At 42.8% G+C, this 17,186-nt stretch carries 13 protein-coding genes; 8 read left to right on the plus strand and 5 right to left on the minus strand.

Annotated elements, in window-relative coordinates; genetic code table 11:
* Positions 1-56: 56 nt before the first annotated feature.
* The gene (locus ACMXYN_RS05775; RefSeq protein ID WP_415893901.1) at positions 57-863 is read left to right on the plus strand and encodes a mechanosensitive ion channel family protein; all 807 of its coding nucleotides are present in this window, start codon (positions 57-59) and stop codon (positions 861-863) included.
* A 76-nt stretch (positions 864-939) separates the two neighbouring features.
* On the opposite strand, the gene ACMXYN_RS05780 is transcribed toward ACMXYN_RS05775, so the two are convergent.
* The 3 genes from ACMXYN_RS05780 to ACMXYN_RS05790 form a co-directional block, all read right to left on the minus strand.
* Positions 940-3,165, minus strand: coding sequence for a hypothetical protein (locus ACMXYN_RS05780; RefSeq protein WP_415893902.1), 2,226 nt, complete (start codon positions 3,163-3,165; stop codon positions 940-942).
* A 158-nt stretch (positions 3,166-3,323) separates the two neighbouring features.
* Entirely contained in the window at positions 3,324-3,611 is a 288-nt protein-coding gene (gene yidD / locus ACMXYN_RS05785) for a membrane protein insertion efficiency factor YidD (RefSeq protein ID WP_415893903.1), read from the minus strand.
* Positions 3,612-3,880: 269 nt separating this feature from the next.
* Positions 3,881-5,275, minus strand: a complete 1,395-nt coding sequence (locus ACMXYN_RS05790; protein ID WP_415893904.1) for a PhoH family protein — start codon at positions 5,273-5,275, stop codon at positions 3,881-3,883.
* Between the two features lie 402 nt (positions 5,276-5,677).
* Here ACMXYN_RS05790 and cobB point away from each other — a divergent pair, with 402 nt between their 5' ends.
* Both cobB and ppnN read left to right on the plus strand, forming a co-directional pair.
* Positions 5,678-6,388: a Sir2 family NAD+-dependent deacetylase gene (cobB, locus tag ACMXYN_RS05795; protein WP_415893905.1), complete on the plus strand. Its 711-nt coding sequence runs from the start codon at positions 5,678-5,680 to the stop codon at positions 6,386-6,388.
* A gap of 297 nt (positions 6,389-6,685) precedes the next feature.
* Positions 6,686-8,077, plus strand: a complete 1,392-nt coding sequence (ppnN, locus tag ACMXYN_RS05800) for a nucleotide 5'-monophosphate nucleosidase PpnN (protein WP_415893906.1) — start codon at positions 6,686-6,688, stop codon at positions 8,075-8,077.
* Here ppnN and ACMXYN_RS05805 read toward each other — a convergent pair.
* Complete coding sequence (locus ACMXYN_RS05805) at positions 8,074-9,387, minus strand: diguanylate cyclase (RefSeq protein WP_415893907.1); 1,314 nt, start codon at positions 9,385-9,387, stop codon at positions 8,074-8,076. The two genes, ppnN and ACMXYN_RS05805, sit on opposite strands and share 4 nt — an antisense overlap.
* A 128-nt stretch (positions 9,388-9,515) precedes the next feature.
* A complete protein-coding gene (putA, locus tag ACMXYN_RS05810) occupies positions 9,516-12,632 on the minus strand; it encodes a bifunctional proline dehydrogenase/L-glutamate gamma-semialdehyde dehydrogenase PutA (protein ID WP_415893908.1) in 3,117 nt (1,038 codons plus the stop codon).
* Between the two features lie 245 nt (positions 12,633-12,877).
* On the opposite strand from putA, the gene ACMXYN_RS05815 reads away from it, so the two are divergent.
* From ACMXYN_RS05815 to ACMXYN_RS05835, 5 genes are all read left to right on the plus strand, one after another.
* Positions 12,878-14,101, plus strand: coding sequence for a cation:proton antiporter (locus ACMXYN_RS05815; RefSeq protein ID WP_415893909.1), 1,224 nt, complete (start codon positions 12,878-12,880; stop codon positions 14,099-14,101).
* 2 nt (positions 14,102-14,103) lie between these two features.
* Positions 14,104-14,892, plus strand: a complete 789-nt coding sequence (locus tag ACMXYN_RS05820; protein ID WP_415893910.1) for a TIGR00266 family protein — start codon at positions 14,104-14,106, stop codon at positions 14,890-14,892.
* Between the two features lie 133 nt (positions 14,893-15,025).
* Entirely contained in the window at positions 15,026-15,973 is a 948-nt protein-coding gene (locus ACMXYN_RS05825; RefSeq protein ID WP_415893911.1) for a M23 family metallopeptidase, read from the plus strand.
* A complete protein-coding gene (locus tag ACMXYN_RS05830; protein WP_415888602.1) occupies positions 15,916-16,365 on the plus strand; it encodes a bactofilin family protein in 450 nt (149 codons plus the stop codon). Before ACMXYN_RS05825 ends, ACMXYN_RS05830 begins: the two co-directional genes overlap by 58 nt.
* 40 nt (positions 16,366-16,405) lie before the next feature.
* Entirely contained in the window at positions 16,406-17,173 is a 768-nt protein-coding gene (locus ACMXYN_RS05835; RefSeq protein WP_415893912.1) for a class II glutamine amidotransferase, read from the plus strand.
* Positions 17,174-17,186: the final 13 nt, after the last annotated feature.

Genomic DNA, 17,186 nt, shown 5'->3' on the forward strand with positions numbered 1-17,186 from the left:
ATTCGTTTTGATTAAATTCGTTCACTTTTTTTAAGATCTTTCTCAGGGGAACCTTAATGGATAACTTCTTTGATGCTTACGTATTTCCATGGATTGTGGATATTGCGCTTGCACTGGCTATCTTCTTCATTGGTCGTTGGGTCGTTAAGCAGGTAATCAAACTGCTTGAGCGTGTACTGCGTAAAGCCAAAGTTGAAGACATGTTGGTAAACTTTGTCTCCTCAATTGCGAGTGTAGCGTTACTACTCTTCGTAATTGTTGCCTCTCTAAACCAGCTAGGTGTTGATACAACATCGCTAATCGCACTATTGGGTGCTGCTGGTCTAGCGATCGGTCTATCTCTACAAGATTCCCTGAAGAACTTTGCGGCAGGCGTAATGCTTGTCATCTTCAAGCCATTCCGTGAAGGCGACTTCGTTGAAGCGGCGGGTGTTGCAGGTGTTGTTGAACATATCCAGATTTTCAATACGATCATGCGTACTGGCGATAACCGCGAAGTAATCATTCCTAACGGTGCAATTTACAGCGGTGTAATCACAAACTACTCTGCTCGCGATACGCGTCGTGTAGATATGGTATTCGGTATTGGCTACGACGATGATCTGCGCAAAGCAAAAGAGATCTTGAACGAAATCATTGCTGCAGATGAGCGTATTTTGAAAGATCCTGCACCAGTTGTTGCTGTGTCTGAGCTAGCTGATAGCAGCGTGAACTTTGTTGTTCGCCCTTGGGTAAACTCTGCTGATTACTGGGCAGTGCTATGGGATACAACTGAAACTGTGAAACTGCGTTTTGACGAGGAAGGTATCAGCATTCCTTTCCCTCAGATGGATGTACATCTTCACAAAGAAGAGCAAGCGTAAGCTTCTCTTTTCTCCTTCTAAAAAAGAGCCTGATTTATCAGGCTCTTTTTTTTATCTTTCTTTCTAGTTTGTAGCTTTACTCGGACTGCTCAGTTTCAGAAGAGTAACCGCCGTCTGATCGATCTCGTAGTATCTTCTTAAGCTCGTTTCTTAATTGAGCATTGTCCTGTTTAGACTTTTGCGCTTCGAGTCGATACTTAAAGATCTCTTCGTAGCGTGATTCCAGCTTCACTTCCATGTTACTGATCGTTTTTTGTTGCGTTGCGAGCTGATCTTCCAAGTCATCAATCTGAGTTTGTAGGTCTTCGATTAAGCCATAGCCAGAATGGCTATCATCGCTACCTGTAGCGCTTTCTTTCTCGGTTGATTGTAGCTCTGTGACTATATGGCTATAGAGCGCTTTAAGGTCAGCTTCTTCACGACTGTTGTAGCGGATTGTATTTTCAATCGCCTTATGGGCACTTGCAGCGCCTATAGAACCGGCTAGGACGTGCTCTACCATACGATGGAACTCTACCAGCTCAATAATGGTAATTTGCAGCTTATCAATAACCTGAAGGTCTTCAGCGATAGTACGGACCTCTTTCTCGGCTTTATCTTCATGCAGATAGTTTGAGAGTAGGCTATGTGCTTCTTCCAGTTTCGGTTGCAGTGAAATATAGGCATCTAACCCTGTAGGCCTTGCTCGGCGCGAATGGGAGGAGTTCATTGCACTGATAAATTCAGTAGTTAGATTTCTTTCGCTTTTATTAGGGCTAAAGATAATTGAGCCAATAATGTAACTGCCAATATTAAAAATAAGTGACCAAAATACCGCATGGCTTACAGGGTGTAGTCCGTCTAAGCCAAACAAAGCTTCTGGGCGCAGCGCAGTAATATTCCATGGGCCTTGAACTAACAGTGCCTCTGTAAACCAGCCATGTTTAATGAAGGTTGGAATGAGTAGACAGTAGGTCCAGATAATAAAGCCCGTGAGTAGCCCTAAGAAGGCACCAAGGCTATTACCTTTTTTCCAGAACATACCGCCAAACAGAGCTGGCGCAAACTGTAGAACCGCCACGAAAGAAAGAAGGCCGATAGCTGCAAGAATGTAGGAATCTGCAAACTCTTTTGCAAACCAGAGGCTGCCGAGAAGAATCAAAGACACCATCACCCAGCGAAGCTGAAGAAGGTAGCTACGTAATGGTTGTAGCACAGGGATTCTTTCTAAGGTCGGCAAAATAAGATGGTTAGATGCCATGGTTGAAAGCGTCATCGTTGTGATGATGATCATGCCCGTTGCTGCAGAAAAACCACCAATAAAGGCTAAGATTGTTAGGCTTTCACTGCCAGCTTGTTGCGGTAAAAGTAGTACGAAGAAGTCCGCGTTTTCGGCGGGCATTCCCATTAATAATCCAGCTGCTGCGATAGGTACCACAAAGATGTTGATACCTATCATATAAGCAGGGAAGAGCCACATAGCAGTTTTAATGTGGTTTTTGTTGGAGTTCTCGACCACTGAGACGTGGAACTGGCGTGGTAGTGTATGAATCGCAGCGAAGCTTAAGATCAGTAGAGTGATCCACATCACACCACTATTTTCACCGTGGTTCATGCTTACTAGGTGCTCTAAACCAGCGGTTTGTATTCGACTGTATATATCGCCGAAGCCATCAAAAAGGGTGTAAGTTACAAAGAAACCAACGGCGATAAAGGCAATAATTTTAACGATACATTCGGCAACTAAGGCCGCGATCATGCCTTGATGGCGTTCAGTTGGATCTAAGCGTCTGACCCCAAAGATAATGGTGAAACAGATCATGAAGATCGTCACCATCCAGCCCGATAGATCGAATGCCGAGCCTGTTTGTGGGGTGTCGGTGATGATTGAGAAAGAGCTGATAATCGCTTTTAGCTGCAGGGATATATAAGGAACTATGCCGATTAAAGCGATGATAGTAACGAGGGCTGCGATCTTTTGAGAGCGGTTATAACGGGTGGAGATAAAGTCGGCAATACTGGTAATGCGGAAGGTTTCTTTGGCTTGTACCATCCGTCTGAGCGAATACCACCAGAAACAGATACCAATTAATGCCCCTCCGTAGATACTGAAAAAGAGCAGCCCCGAATTCGAAGCAAACCCTACACTGCCATAGAAGGTCCAAGAGGTATGGTAAACCGCTAGCGAGAGGGCATAAATCCAGGGATTTCCTGCACTCTGCTCACCCTTATTTTTAATCCTCTTTTCTACCAGCTGCGCGATAGCAAATAGGATGCCCATGTAAACGGTAACGTACAGAATAACTGACAGCGGTGTGAACATAATATCCAGCTTATTCCTAGGGGTTAGATTCTTATCTTAAACCCTATAGATGCTTCGCTGAAAGGTGTCAAAGGAAATAACTTACTGATACCTAATCAAAAAGCTCAAATTCAACAATAAAATATAGGGCAGTTGTTTAGGTTTATAAGAATAATCTGTTATTTGCTGGAGGATGAATCTTGCTCGGTGTGATGGTCACAGCAGCTTTTAGGCATAGGTACAGGGTCATAACCGCCGTCGTTGTAGGGGTGACATTTGCTAAGTCGTTTTAAACCCAGCCAAACGCCTTTAAAAGGGCCGTGCAGTTTAATTGCCTCAATCATGTAGTTTGAGCAGGTTGGGTGAAAACGACAACGAGGGCCGATAACAGGACTGATAAGGTACCGGTAGATATTTACCAATCCAATTAGTAGTGAGCTAAGGCAGCGCTGTATGAAGGAAAGCATTAGGCGATACGTTATTTTGAAGTCGTTTTCTGAAAAAAATACCGGGTAAGAAAGGGCTTACCCGGTTATATATCCGGGGAGGATTAAAACAATATGTGATCTTTAGCACCACTAAAAAATGAAAAGAGGTTAAAAATCACAGAGAGCTAATTATAAGGATTCTAATGTAGATTAAAAGTTAAACAGTAGTTCTTGTCTGGTTTTTAAGCCTTCCCACATGAATTAAGGTATGTGGAAAGGCCTAAAGAGCGACTAATCGAAACCTCAGATTAGAGGTGTTCTTCTGCGTATTCAGCCAGTCTTGAGCGGAATATACCTTCTAGATGAACATTCGCAGCGCCTTCGTAGTCTTTAAAACGCTCAACTAGATAGGTTAAGCCGGAAGTGAGAGGCGTTAGATAATTCGAGTCGATCTGCGCGAGGTTACCCAAACAGATAATCTTCGAGCCCTTACCGCAACGGGTTACGATGGTTTTTAGCTGTGACGGCGTTAAGTTTTGCGCTTCATCTAAGAGTACAATCGCTTCTTGAATGCTGCGGCCGCGGATAAAGTTCAGCGACTTAAATTGAATATTTGCTTTCTCAATTGCGTATTTCACGCTGCTTTGCGGACGTTCGTCGTGTTCGTGCATAGCCTCTAAATTATCTTGGATTGCACTTAGCCAAGGCGTCATCTTCTCCTCTTCCGTACCCGGTAAAAAGCCAATGTCTTCGGCAACGGGTGGGGTAGAGCGAGTCACAATGATTTTGTTGTAGCGCTGCTGTTCAATCACCATCTCTAAAGCGCAAGCAAGAGCGATCAATGTTTTACCAGAACCTGCTGCACCATTGAGAATGACAAGATCGAGGTCAGGGTCTAAGACTGCATCCATAGCAAATGCTTGGAATACGTTAATCGGTTCTATGCCCCAGCAGTTCTGCTGCATTAAGCGATCGACACCTAAGTCTCTTAAGGTGATTTGACCATCGCGTACTGAAGATACGCGCGCAGCAAACTCCTCTGAATCATCGTAGATATATTCGCAAGGGTAAGTTTCAGGTAGCACTGATTGGGCAAATTGATGGTAAGTATGGCTGCCCTCTTGGTAGCTTTTGATATCGTCGACGCGTTCCCAAAAGTTGCCTTCCATATTGCTATGCCCGGCGGGTAGAAGCTCAATGTCGGAAACCAGCTGATCGGTACGATAATCTTCAACCCGTTTTAGCCCCGCACCTAAGGCTTTTAAGCGCATATTAATATCTTTGGTGACTAAGATAATATCGCGGTGAGGGTTGGTCGCTTGGAGATGAAGTGCGCAGTTTATGATCTGATTATCTTTATTGGAATTCTGTGGCAAAAAACCTTGGCGAGCTGTTAACTCATGATCGGGAAAGATACTGAGTTGGCCTAATTTCTTTTCACTGTTTACAGCGGTTATCGGGATAAATATATCGACCCCTTTGGTGATTGCCGCTGCATCATCAGCATGACTAAGAATGTCGTCTATGGCCCGTATTGCGGCCCTAGCTTCTTGAGATACATTTTTCTTTCGGTCCTTAATGTCATCTAACTCTTCTAAAACAGTCATCGGAATAGTGATGTCCTGTTCTTTAAATTCATACAGACACTTAGGATCATGAAGAAGTACGTTGGTGTCGAGTATATAGAGTTTAGAGGCAGTCATAGCCGGTTCCTTATATAGCCGAAGGGAAGATGTGAGCTAATGAAATTATAAAAATTAGAAAGTTCGAACTGATCAAAGATTGAGTGTGTTTGGGGCTTTTTAAATTCGTTATGGAGAGGCCGATAGCGTCCAGAGCTTTGAAGGCGCTTAGCTACTTCAAGCACAGCAGAGTACACTGCTGACTTAGAGATAGGCTCTGTAGGTTTCAGAGTCGTAATGATTATTCTGTAACTGACGTACTGTGAAATATGATCCACCACGAAGTCTCAGATAATTGCTGAATACTAAGCTAAGACAAATTTGAATCTGAATTAGCACAGCTATTACTATGTAAGATAGCTTAGTAATACATAGGTTCCAGTTGAATGACAAGTGACAAATTTGCTTTGAAGGATTTTAAAGATGGCAATTAATTCTATTGTGGTATTAACCGGTGCAGGAATCTCCGCTGAATCAGGCATTCGGACATTTCGTGCTGAAGATGGTTTGTGGGAAGACCATAAAGTAGAGGATGTTGCTACCCCAGAAGCTTTTGTGCGTGATCCGCAGCTTGTTCATCGTTTTTATAACCAACGTAGAGAGCAATTGCTTTCGGAACCAGTGAAACCTAATGCCGCTCATATCGCTTTAGCTGAGTTAGAAAAGGCGTTTCCTGGACAGTTTATGTTGGTGACACAGAATATCGATAACCTGCATGAGAGGGCGGGGAGTCAGAACTTGTTACATATGCATGGTGAGTTGTTAAAGATGCGTTGTAGTGATTCTGGTCAGGTCTATAAAGAGACGGGGCTAACGGAGCCAAGTGATCGTTGTGACTGTTGTGATCTATCGGGCACATTGAGACCGGATATTGTCTGGTTTGGGGAAATGCCCATGTATATGGACGAGATCTATTCGGCATTAGAAAGCTGCGATCTGTTTATCTCCATAGGTACGTCTGGTCATGTTTATCCAGCGGCTGGATTTGTAGAAGTAGCAGGAAGATCTTCGGCGTTGACGGTAGAACTGAACTTGGAACCATCAAGGGTAGAATCAGCTTTTGATCACCGAATTTATGGTCCTGCGAGTGAAGTTGTGCCTGAATTTGTAGCGGATATTATCAAGCAGATTTGAAATATTTGATTGATTTATAAGTGGATTTTTTGATTTTTGCCAGATGCTGTCTATAGTTTCTTAAGGAACTTCACTGAGTTGTCGGCTGTCTAAAAATTTGCTGTTTGTGAATCTTACCCCAATCTTTCAGTCTCTTTATTTAATTCGTGTATTCACAAAATCTTAACAGCAGAAGTTTAAGACTAAGCACATTGTCGCCGTCGTTAATAAGAAGAACGAAAGTGATGTTCAGCCGAAAAGTTATTTTTGGATCGGCTAAACAGGATTTATTTAGCTCGATCCATGGAGGTGGTCATTATGATGACAGAGCAATACGTTACGACCAGTATTACCCCCTTAGAAAGCCTTAATTCTCTTTCTCCTTATGAAGTGGATCAATTGCAGGATGCCAGTCAGGGGGGATTATTTCGCCTATTTCGCCAGTGTTCTTTGGCAGTTTTGAATAGTGGTAGTGAATTAGATAGTACTAAGCTGGTTTTAGATAAGTATGCAAAATTTAATATCAAAATCAGTCAAAAGCATAGAAGTGTTCAACTTGAATTGGTGAATGCGCCCGCCACAGCCTTCGTGAATGGTGAAATTATCACAGGTATTCGCGAACACCTTTTCTCTGTTTTACGTGACTTACTTTACGTTGGTACAGAGTTAGATCATCGCTGTTCTGGTCTTACCGAATCGGAAGCGACTACGAATATGGTCTTTCATATTCTTCGCCATGCTGGCGCGATTCGTCCGCATGTAAAACCAGATCTCGTTGTCTGCTGGGGTGGTCATTCCATTAATCGTATTGAGTACGATTACACCAAAAAAGTTGGCTATGAGATGGGCCTACGTGGACTTAATATCTGTACTGGCTGTGGCCCAGGAGCGATGAAAGGCCCAATGAAAGGGGCGACGATCTCACATGCCAAGCAACGTCAAAAAGAGGGGCGTTACGTCGGTATTTCAGAGCCCGGTATTATTGCAGCTGAAAGCCCAAATCCGATCGTAAATGAACTCATTATCATGCCAGATATTGAAAAGCGTTTAGAAGCTTTTGTTCGCTTAGGTCATGGTATTGTGGTGTTTCCTGGGGGCGCAGGCACCGCAGAGGAGATCCTTTATATTTTGGGTATTCTCCTGCATGAAAAAAATCACAGCCTACCATTCCCACTTGTATTGACGGGACCTGAGGGTAGCGAAGAGTATTTCGAAACGGTCGATAATTTTATTCGTTCTACGTTGGGTGATGAGGCGGCTAGCAAATATCAGATTATTGTTGATGATCCCCACGAAGTGGCGGAAGTGATGCGTGAAGGATTGGAGCAGGTGACCCGTTATCGTAAGGCCACCAGTGAATCTTTCCATTACAACTGGCAGATGCATATTCCTGAATCTTTCCAACAACCTTTCGAACCAAACCATGAAAATATGGCGAGCCTAAAGCTAATCAAAGATCAGACCGACTTTGAGTTAGCGGCTAATCTACGTTGTGCCTTATCCGGTATTGTTGCGGGTAATGTTAAAGAACCAGGAATTAGAGCAATTGAAGAGTTTGGCGCATTCGAAATCTGCGGTGAGCCAGCAATTATGGCTTCGATGGATAAGTTATTAGGCTCTTTTGTTGATCAACGAAGAATGAAAATCAACTATCAGGAATACCAGCCTTGCTATCGTTTGAAACATGATGCAGAGGTAGAAGAGGTTTAATTCTTTTCAAGAATTATTTCTGATTCTGGTGAGCAGACGAGGTTCCTTCCTCTCGATTTCGCTTGGTACAGAGCCGAGTCTGCAGCCAAAAACAATTCGGATTGGTTTTTTCCATATTCAGGGTAAGATGCTACACCAAAGCTCCCTGTGATTTTTATCTTATGCTCTGCATAATTTAATACTTGTTGAGACAGTAGCTTTCTTAATTCCTCAGCTAGAACTTCAGCTTCATTCAAGCTGGTATTAGCCAAGATCAGTGCAAACTCCTCACCGCCCCAACGGAATAGGAAGTCGGTGCTTCGTATATTGTTGATTAAAATACGCGAGATTTCTTTTAAGACGAAGTCTCCCGCTAAATGGCCGTATTGATCATTAATGGTTTTGAAATAATCGAAGTCAAATAAACAGAGACTTAGCGAACTTTCATGTCGTTTGGCGAAGTCTAGCTGTATATCAAAGATGCGTTTGAACTCTCGGCGATTACGCAGTTTGGTAAGTTCGTCGTAGGCGGCTAGTTCTAAGAGTTTAAATTCTTGCTGCTTGTAGTCGGTTATATCCTTAACCATGCCTGTAACCCTCATGGGCTTTCCACAGGAAGAACGCAAAGATATACAGCCTAAATCATGGACCCAGATGTAGTGACCATTACGATTGCTCATACGATAAGTCGCTTCATAGCGCTCACGTTTACCTTGGATATGTTCTTCTAACGACTGTAACACCATGGGTAAGTCTTCAGGGTGAACATTGTTCTTCCAAGTATCAACAACCGGTTGCATCTCTTCCGGGCCATAGCCCAGCATCTTTTTTAGTTGAGGACTAAAATAAACGTGATCACTGTTTATCTCCCAGTCCCAGAGTCCGTCAGTGCAGGCATTGACCGCAAACCAAATCTGTTCTGAGCGTTCTTGAGTTTCAGCTTCTATAGCGCGACGAGTGCTAATATCTCGAGCGACGGAAAGGAAATACTCTTTACCTTGGTGCTCAATCAGAGAGGTGTTTACTTCGACAGGGAGTTCGGAGCCATCTTTTCGTATATGGCTACCGACAAAGGTGAATTTCTTATTTTGGCGGATAACATCGGCTATTTTTGACCAGTGCTCATGGCAATGAACATCTTTTTGCAACGAGAGTACCGAATGGTGCAAAACTTCTTTTTGCTCCATCTGTAGATCTTTATAACCAGCCCTGTTTACCCAAATAATGTTTGAGCTTTCGGGGTCGATCAAATAAACAGCATCCATCATGCTTTCACGAATAACTTCAAGTAGAGGGATATCTATTGAAGCTTCGCTAGTTTGAGTAGCCATAGCATCCAGCATATAAATAATGATCTGCTTAATTAATAAATTAAGCTGAAGGTTGAATGCAGTGTACTCCTTTAGGAGGGGGTAAGGGAACCTATAGGTTCCTCTCGTATTGATCTAAAGTCGCTTTTTTAGAGTTTTTTACTTAAAAGCGTTCTATTACCACCTGATGCGGTCGTGTTCCGCGTAATGGTTTTTTCACACACGAAACGTTTTAAGTAGTTTGGCCCTCCAGCTTTAGGACCTGTTCCGGATAACCCCATACCTCCAAAGGGCTGGCTGCCAACGATGGCCCCTATTTGATCACGATTAATGTAGATATTGCCGACTAGGGCTTGTGTGGTGATTTGCTCTATAAACAGGTCGTTTCTGGAATGAACTCCGAGCGTCAGGCCAAATCCGCTACGGTTAATATCATAAATAACCCGTTCTAAGTTGTGTTTTTGGTAGCGAATTATGTGCAGAATTGGTCCGAAAACCTCTCCCGTTAGTTCATCCATGGAATTTAGTCGGATGAGTGTAGGTGGTACAAAACAGCCTTGGTTGTGTTGGTCAGAAAGCTCTAGTTCAAACAGCAACTTATCTTGTAAACGGCAACGCTCAATATGCTCATAGAGTGTTCGCATGGCATTTTGATTAATGACCGGACCTAAGTCAGTTGACAGCTGTTCGGGGTTGTCGATATTCAAGGTTTGCATTGCCCCGATGAGTTTCTCCTCGATCACCTCGGCAATATCTTCCTGTACGAACAGAACGCGTAAGGCCGAGCATCTTTGCCCTGCGCTGTTAAAAGCAGAGTGAATGGCATCTAGCACTACTTGTTCAATCAGAGCGCTACTATCAACGATCATGGCATTTAAGCCACCAGTTTCGGCAACAAACGGGATAATAGAGCCATCATGGCGATTGGCTAATTGTTTGTTGATGGTGCTGGCTGCTTGAGTTGATCCTGTGAATGTAACACCGGCAATGCGGGAATCAGTTAACAAGGCTTCAGAATGTTCAGCGCCAGAATAAGGTATCAATTGCAAACAATATTCCGGCAAACCTGCTGCGTACCATAGTTCAGTGGCTTTAAATGCTGTTAATCCGCTACTTGATGACGGTTTGGCTAGTACAGTATTACCACAAACGAGCGCTGCAGCGATCTGGCCTGTAAAGATGGCTAATGGGAAATTCCAAGGGCTAATGCAAAGGAACACTCCATGCCCTTGGTAGTGAAGTGTGTTTTCTTCACCTGTTATGGATGGCAACTGCTCAGGCAGTAGTTGTTTTTCAGCGAGCGCAGCGTAGTAGAAGCAAAAATCGATAGCCTCCCTTACTTCGGCTAAAGCGTCTTGTAGCGTTTTACCTGTTTCTAGAATGCAGAGGGAAACCAACTCCGCTTTATTTTGTTCGAGTAAACGTGCGTAATTCAATAAGATTGTGCAGCGCGAGGAGATATCTTGGTCTCGCCATTCCGGAAAGAATTGCTCTGCTATGCTGATCGCTTGTTTGATCTGAGTCTTATCTGCAGTGCTTTGATAGCCAACAATTTTATCTAAACGATAATTAGCATGGACTGGTTGTAAATTAAGGCCATCAGTCACCTCGCCAGCGATGATTGGTTGGCAGTACCATTTTTTTTGTCCGTAATATTCAATAATACTACGCCATTGCTGCCAACAATCTAAGCTCCCTAGAGGATCACCTGCGGAATTTTCTCTTTGTTGTTCGAATACCTGATTAGGTAGAGGTAAGTTGTAAGAGTTGCTCTGCATTCTATCTTGAGGTGATTCTACAATCTCATCGATGCTGACATTAGGATCGTGTAACTGGAAAACAAACGAAGAGTTAGCACCATTTTCCAGTAAACGCCTGACTAAGTAGGGCAAGAGGTTATTCTGATTGCCAACAGGGGCATAAATCCGACATTTATGATCCGTTTCTGATAGAACTTGTTGATAGAGAGGATCAGCCATGCCATGTAAGCGCTGAAATTCAAATTTTTTGTCTGTCGGGATCTCTAATATCTGAGCAATAGTAAGTGCGTTGTGAGTTGCAAACTGCGGACTTAATAATCCTGATTGTTGGGATAAAAGAAACTTAGCGCAGGTCAGATAGGAGATATCTGTTGCAGCTTTGTGGGTGAACACTGGATAGTTGGTTAGGCCATTTTGTTGGCTACGTTTGATTTCGCTGTCCCAATAAGCACCTTTAACTAATCTGATGGGGATTGGCGTTTCACAATCAGCAGCGATGAGTGAAAGCCATCTAAGTGTCGGTAAAGCGCGTTTGCTATAGGCCTGAACAGCTAAACCTAGCTTACCCCAACCAAGGCACAGCTCACTTCGCAGTAGTTGTTCGAAAATCAATAAGGTGATTTCTAAACGTTCGGATTCTTCTGCATCAATGGTTATGGCTATATCAAGGTTTCTAGCGGTAACAAGTAGCTGAAATAACCGATGCATTAGTTGCTTTTGAAGTTGATCAAATTGACTATTTTCAAAGCGAGGGTACAAGGCAGAGAGTTTGATTGAGACACTAGTATTGCACTCTGGATTTTCTTGGCCAGCGGTCTGAATGGCTTCTAGATAAGCTTCAAAATAGGTTTGAGCATCTTGATCACAAACAGCGGCTTCGCCCAACATGTCAAATGAGAACAATGTGTTTTGATTGTAATCACATCGTAGCTTCAGGGCAGTATTTATATCTTCTGCAAAAACAAATTGTTTACCTATTTGGGAGACCGCAAAGGCAAGAGCTTGGTGAACTACTGTGTTACCTAAGCGTTGCCATACATCGTTTAAAATACTATCCGCAGATTGTTCTTGGCTTATAAGCTTTTGACTTAGAGCAACGCCCCAAAAAGTGCTGTTTTCAAGGAAAGTGGAATGCGCTTTAAAGAGTTTCTCTGGTTCGAGCGCAAGTGAATCCAATTTATCGAAAATAAGCGCTTGAGCAGTTTCTGTGTCAGGTATCCGCAACAGTGCTTCAGCCAAGGCTAGTAGGGCAATCCCTTCATTACTTTCTAATCCGAACTCTGACATGAGCGTGTTTACAGAAAACAGTGGATTATCCAGATTACGAATTGTGTTGGCCCAATTAGTTGCCTTGGATTTTGCTTTAGATGAGTTTGGTGTGACTTCCAGCAGTTGATCGCATAGAGGTTTTTCATCATGACAGTAATAGTCAGTGATGGTACGCCATAATGTATCTTGATCGGCGGGGGAGATATCTGCAGATAAAAGCTGGCTTACTGGTAGCATCAAACAAATCCATTTTTTAAGACAGTGTAGTTGATCATCTGTGTAGGTGTAGGGTTTATCAAGAAAGATCTTTGTCTTCGGGCAAATATCCCGGAAATACTTGAAAACCAAATAGTTATTGGTTGTTATCTGTGTAAGATTTAAGCTGTTGTTTTTGGGGATGGACTCTCTTTTTAGCGTTTATAAGAGGTATTTTGATGATTCTCATACATACTTAGTGAAACTGGGTGAAGGGAGGTAGTTGGATGGGAATAATTCATATCTTGCTGTTGGTACTTTCTGCCTTATTAGCTATCGCGCTTATCAAACCTATGGCTTCTCTTTTTAAATTGCCCTTTGCTTTATTGTTGGTTGTGTTTGGATTCCTAGGATCTGAGTTAATTACAACGTTAGGTATGGATATCGGACTGCGCTGGGAACAATTCCACTATCTGGTCTTTTATCTGCTGCTACCTGCTTTGATCTTCGAATCTGCTTTGCGTATTGATATTAAAAATTTGCTGCAGAATCTAGCCGCTATTTTACTGTTATCGATCCCATTAATGCTTTTCGCGACAATGATTAGTGCTGGGCTTCTTTATTGGGGAATTGGTTACCCTGCCTATTTTACGTTTATCACGGCGCTACTATCGGGTGCGATATTGTCAGCTACAGATCCAGCGGCCGTTATTAGTTTGTTAAAGCAAGTAGGCGCTTCTGATCGTTTAGTGATCCTTCTTGAAGGCGAGAGCTTATTCAACGATGCGTTAGCTATTTTGCTGTTTGGCATTTTAAGCAGTTTGCTTTTAATGCCGGGTAATGAGGTTAGCTTTGCTTATTCACTTGCTGAATTCTTCAAAATTTTTCTGGGTGGTCTTGCCGTCGGTGGAGGAACGCTGCTGATCTTCGGAGGTCTGTTTTTAATAATTAGCAATCAATTCAGTCGCATCATATTAACAATATGTGCAGCTTACGGTGGTTACCTGATCGCAGAGTACTTTTTGCATCTGTCAGGTGTAATGAGTGTTTTAGTAACAGGACTAGGGTTTGGCGAGTTGGTTCGTAAAAAGGGAGCTAAAATTGAAACTCAGTTTTTATTCTCGTTCTGGGAATTTAATAATCAGCTTGCAAGCGCCCTAATTTTTGTGCTTTTAGGCGTCACGATCACTTGGGGGATGTTTGAGCAACAATGGCTAGCTATGTTGATCGGTATTGGAGCGGTGCTGTTGGCAAGAGCTTTAGGGTTATTGTTTACAGTGCCGGCTATAAAACTATTGCCTGAGATGGAAATAGATTGGCGTGATCAACTGATTTTATATTGGGGAGGTATGCGAGGTGCTGTTGCGATTGCATTAGCTTTATCTCTGCCTCTTGAAATTGATGCTTGGTTTACTATTCAATCTATAGCATACGGTGTTGTTCTGTTTTCGTTAGGTATACAGGCGACTACGACACCTTTACTCATAAATAAGTTAGATAAAAGGGCGTAAAAATGCGTTGTCATGAGGTTGATTACGAAATTATTGGTGAATCGCTTCAAATCGTTGAGGTGGAGTTGGATCCGGGTGAAAAAGTAATTGCCGAAGCCGGTATGATGAATTACATGGAAGAGGGGATTAACTATGAAACCAAAATGGGAGATGGTTCCGAGCCTGATCAAGGCTTAATGGGCAAGCTCTTTTCTGCGGGTAAGCGCATGGTTATGGGTGAATCCGTTTTTATGACTCATTTTGGCAACGAAGGAAGCGGCAAAAAGCGAGTTGCTTTTGCTGCGCCTTATCCAGGTAGCATCGTACCTCTGAATTTGGCTGATTACGGTGAGAAAGTAATCTGCCAGAAGGATGCTTTCTTATGTGCAGCCTTAGGGACCAAAGTCGAAATCGCATTTTCTAAGAAAATTGGCGCAGGTTTCTTTGGTGGTGAAGGTTTTATCCTGCAAAGGCTTGAAGGCGATGGTATGGCGTTTGTACAAGCGGGTGGCACGGTTGTGCGTAAAGAGTTGAATAATGAAACTCTACGGGTCGATACGGGCTGCCTAGTCGGCTTTACTGAAGGTATTGAATACGATATTGAAATGGTCAAGGGCTTGAAATCAATGATCTTTGGCGGTGAGGGACTTTGGCTTGCAACGTTAAAAGGGACAGGCAGTGTTTGGGTGCAAAGCCTACCGTTCTCGCGCCTTGCTGATCGCTTAATTGCATCAGCCCCGTCGTCTGGTGGAAGTGATAAAGGTGAAGGTTCGGTGCTTGGTGGTATCGGCCGAATGTTAGACGGAGATTAAAAGCTTATTACACAATAGGATAATTCCCTTTGTGATCTAGGGTTTTCGCCTGTAATGACTATGACAATGGACGTAAAAATAGGTATATTTAGTGGCTTGTTTTTACCCATCTCAAGTCGTTACAGGTGTTATCTTGAGAAATAAACTGGTTATAACCCTGACTACTGTCTATGGTTCTCGCCAATACACGTTTAACCAAGTAGCAAAGTACATTTTGTTGGCATTTTTGATTTTGTCAGCAATCAGTTTTTTTGTTTCTAATGCTCTGCTGGTGGTTAAAACAGACGACCTGTCGGATCTTGAAGAAGATCATCAGGAACTGAGCGAAAACTATGAACTGATGGTTGGGTCGCAGCAACTTTACATAGAAGAATTAAAAGAGCTCAGCTTATCACTGAGTTCTTTAAAAGATGAACGTGACAAGCTGGAAGAGGAGAATCTTCGTATTGGCGAATTGAACTCCTCTTTGGACAATTCTCTGTATGGTTTAGAGAATTTGTTGGGCTTGGAATCAGCGGATAAGATTGATCCTTTTAGAGCTGAGCAGCTCACGATCGAGGCTAATAAACGTTTGTTCTTTTTGCATAGTATTCCGAATGGCGTACCTATTCAGGCAATCCGAATCACGGATAAGTTTGGGTCGCGATTTCACCCTGTTAGAAAAAAGCGGGTAATGCACCATGGAATAGATTTTAAAGCGAACAAGGGCACGCCAGTCTATGCAACTGCTGACGGTATAGTTGAATTCGCTGCTTACAATAAATCCTTTGGTAAGCTGATTAAGCTTCAGCATAACTTTGGATTTAAAACGTACTTTGCGCATCTGGACGCAATAAAAGTAAAAACTGGAGAATTTGTCAGTAAGGGACAGCTGATAGGATTAAGTGGTAATACGGGTATGTCTACAGGGCCGCATCTTCACTATGAGATCCGCCATATGTATACAGCAATCAATCCCGAGCCTTTCCTCTCCTGGGACATAACAAATTTTGACTCTTTGTTTACAAAGGTTAAGGGAGTTAAATGGGCATCCTTAAAAGAAATGTATCCACTAAACCAGCACAGTCAGCCATTACAATAATCGCTGAAGGTAATAAGTTTTGTGGTGATATGAGCATCGTTGGCAAAATGCATATCGATGGCATGTTCGAAGGCAATGTAAGCTCTCTAGATAATATATCTATTGGTAAATCTGGTCATGTTCGCGGGCTAATTAAAGCGCGCGGTGTGGACGTATGTGGTCTTCTTGAAGGTGAAGTTATTTGTGACGAACTTCATATTGATTCAGGTGGACAAGTTCGCGCAACAGTGGAAAGCAAACAGATGTCTATTCACCCAGATGGTTGCTTTGTCGGTGAGCGTCGAATGAAAGAAACGTCAGCGCTGATGGATGAAAGCAGTAAAATCGAATCGGGCTCTGATGCTATTGATTCACTGCCTGATAAAATTGTTCTGGAAGATAAATCAGAATAAAAATCTATAACTTCGTTGTCGTTGATTAAGGATTGTAGCGATGTGTGAATTGTTGGGTATGAGTGCTAATGTACCTACTGATATCTGCTTTTCCTTTGCTGGGCTTATGCAGCGTGGTGGCGGAACAGGGCCCCACAAAGATGGTTGGGGCATCGCTTTTTATGAGGGTAAAGGTGCGCGTTGCTTTCATGATCCTAACCCCAGTGTCGATTCTAAAATTGCACGCTTAGTTAAAGAACACCCAATTAAAAGCCATGTGGTTATCAGCCATATTCGGCAAGCCAATGTAGGTAATATCTGTCTCGAAAATACTCACCCTTTTCAGAGAGAACTATGGGGCTTTACATGGACATTTGCGCACAATGGCCAGTTGGATAAAGCCCTGTTTGATAAATCACTTTCTTTTTATCACCCGGTAGGAACGACAGATAGTGAGTATGCATTCTGTTGGTTATTAGGTGAGATCAGACAAGCATTTCCTCAAAGGCCTAAGAACTTTGAGGAGCTTTCTAAATTTATCAAGCAGCGTTGTGAGCAGCTCAGAGAGTTGGGCGTATTTAATATGCTCTTAACTGAATCTACCCATTTATTCGCATTTTGCGGCAGTAAGCTGTCTTGGTTGACCCGTAAAGCACCCTTTGGCGAAGCGAGCCTTACAGATTGCGAAATGAAAGTGGATTTTGTTAAAGAAACCACTCCTAAAGATATAGTCACCGTAATAGCGACGGTCCCCTTAACAGATAATGAGGATTGGATAGCTCTGGAACCAGGAGATTTGGTGACCTTTGTTGAAGGTATACCGCAATAAAAGGACAAGTTAG

The organism is Neptuniibacter sp. PT8_73 (assembly GCF_047778045.1).
In the GTDB taxonomy this organism is placed as follows: Bacteria; Pseudomonadota; Gammaproteobacteria; order Pseudomonadales; family Balneatricaceae; genus Neptuniibacter.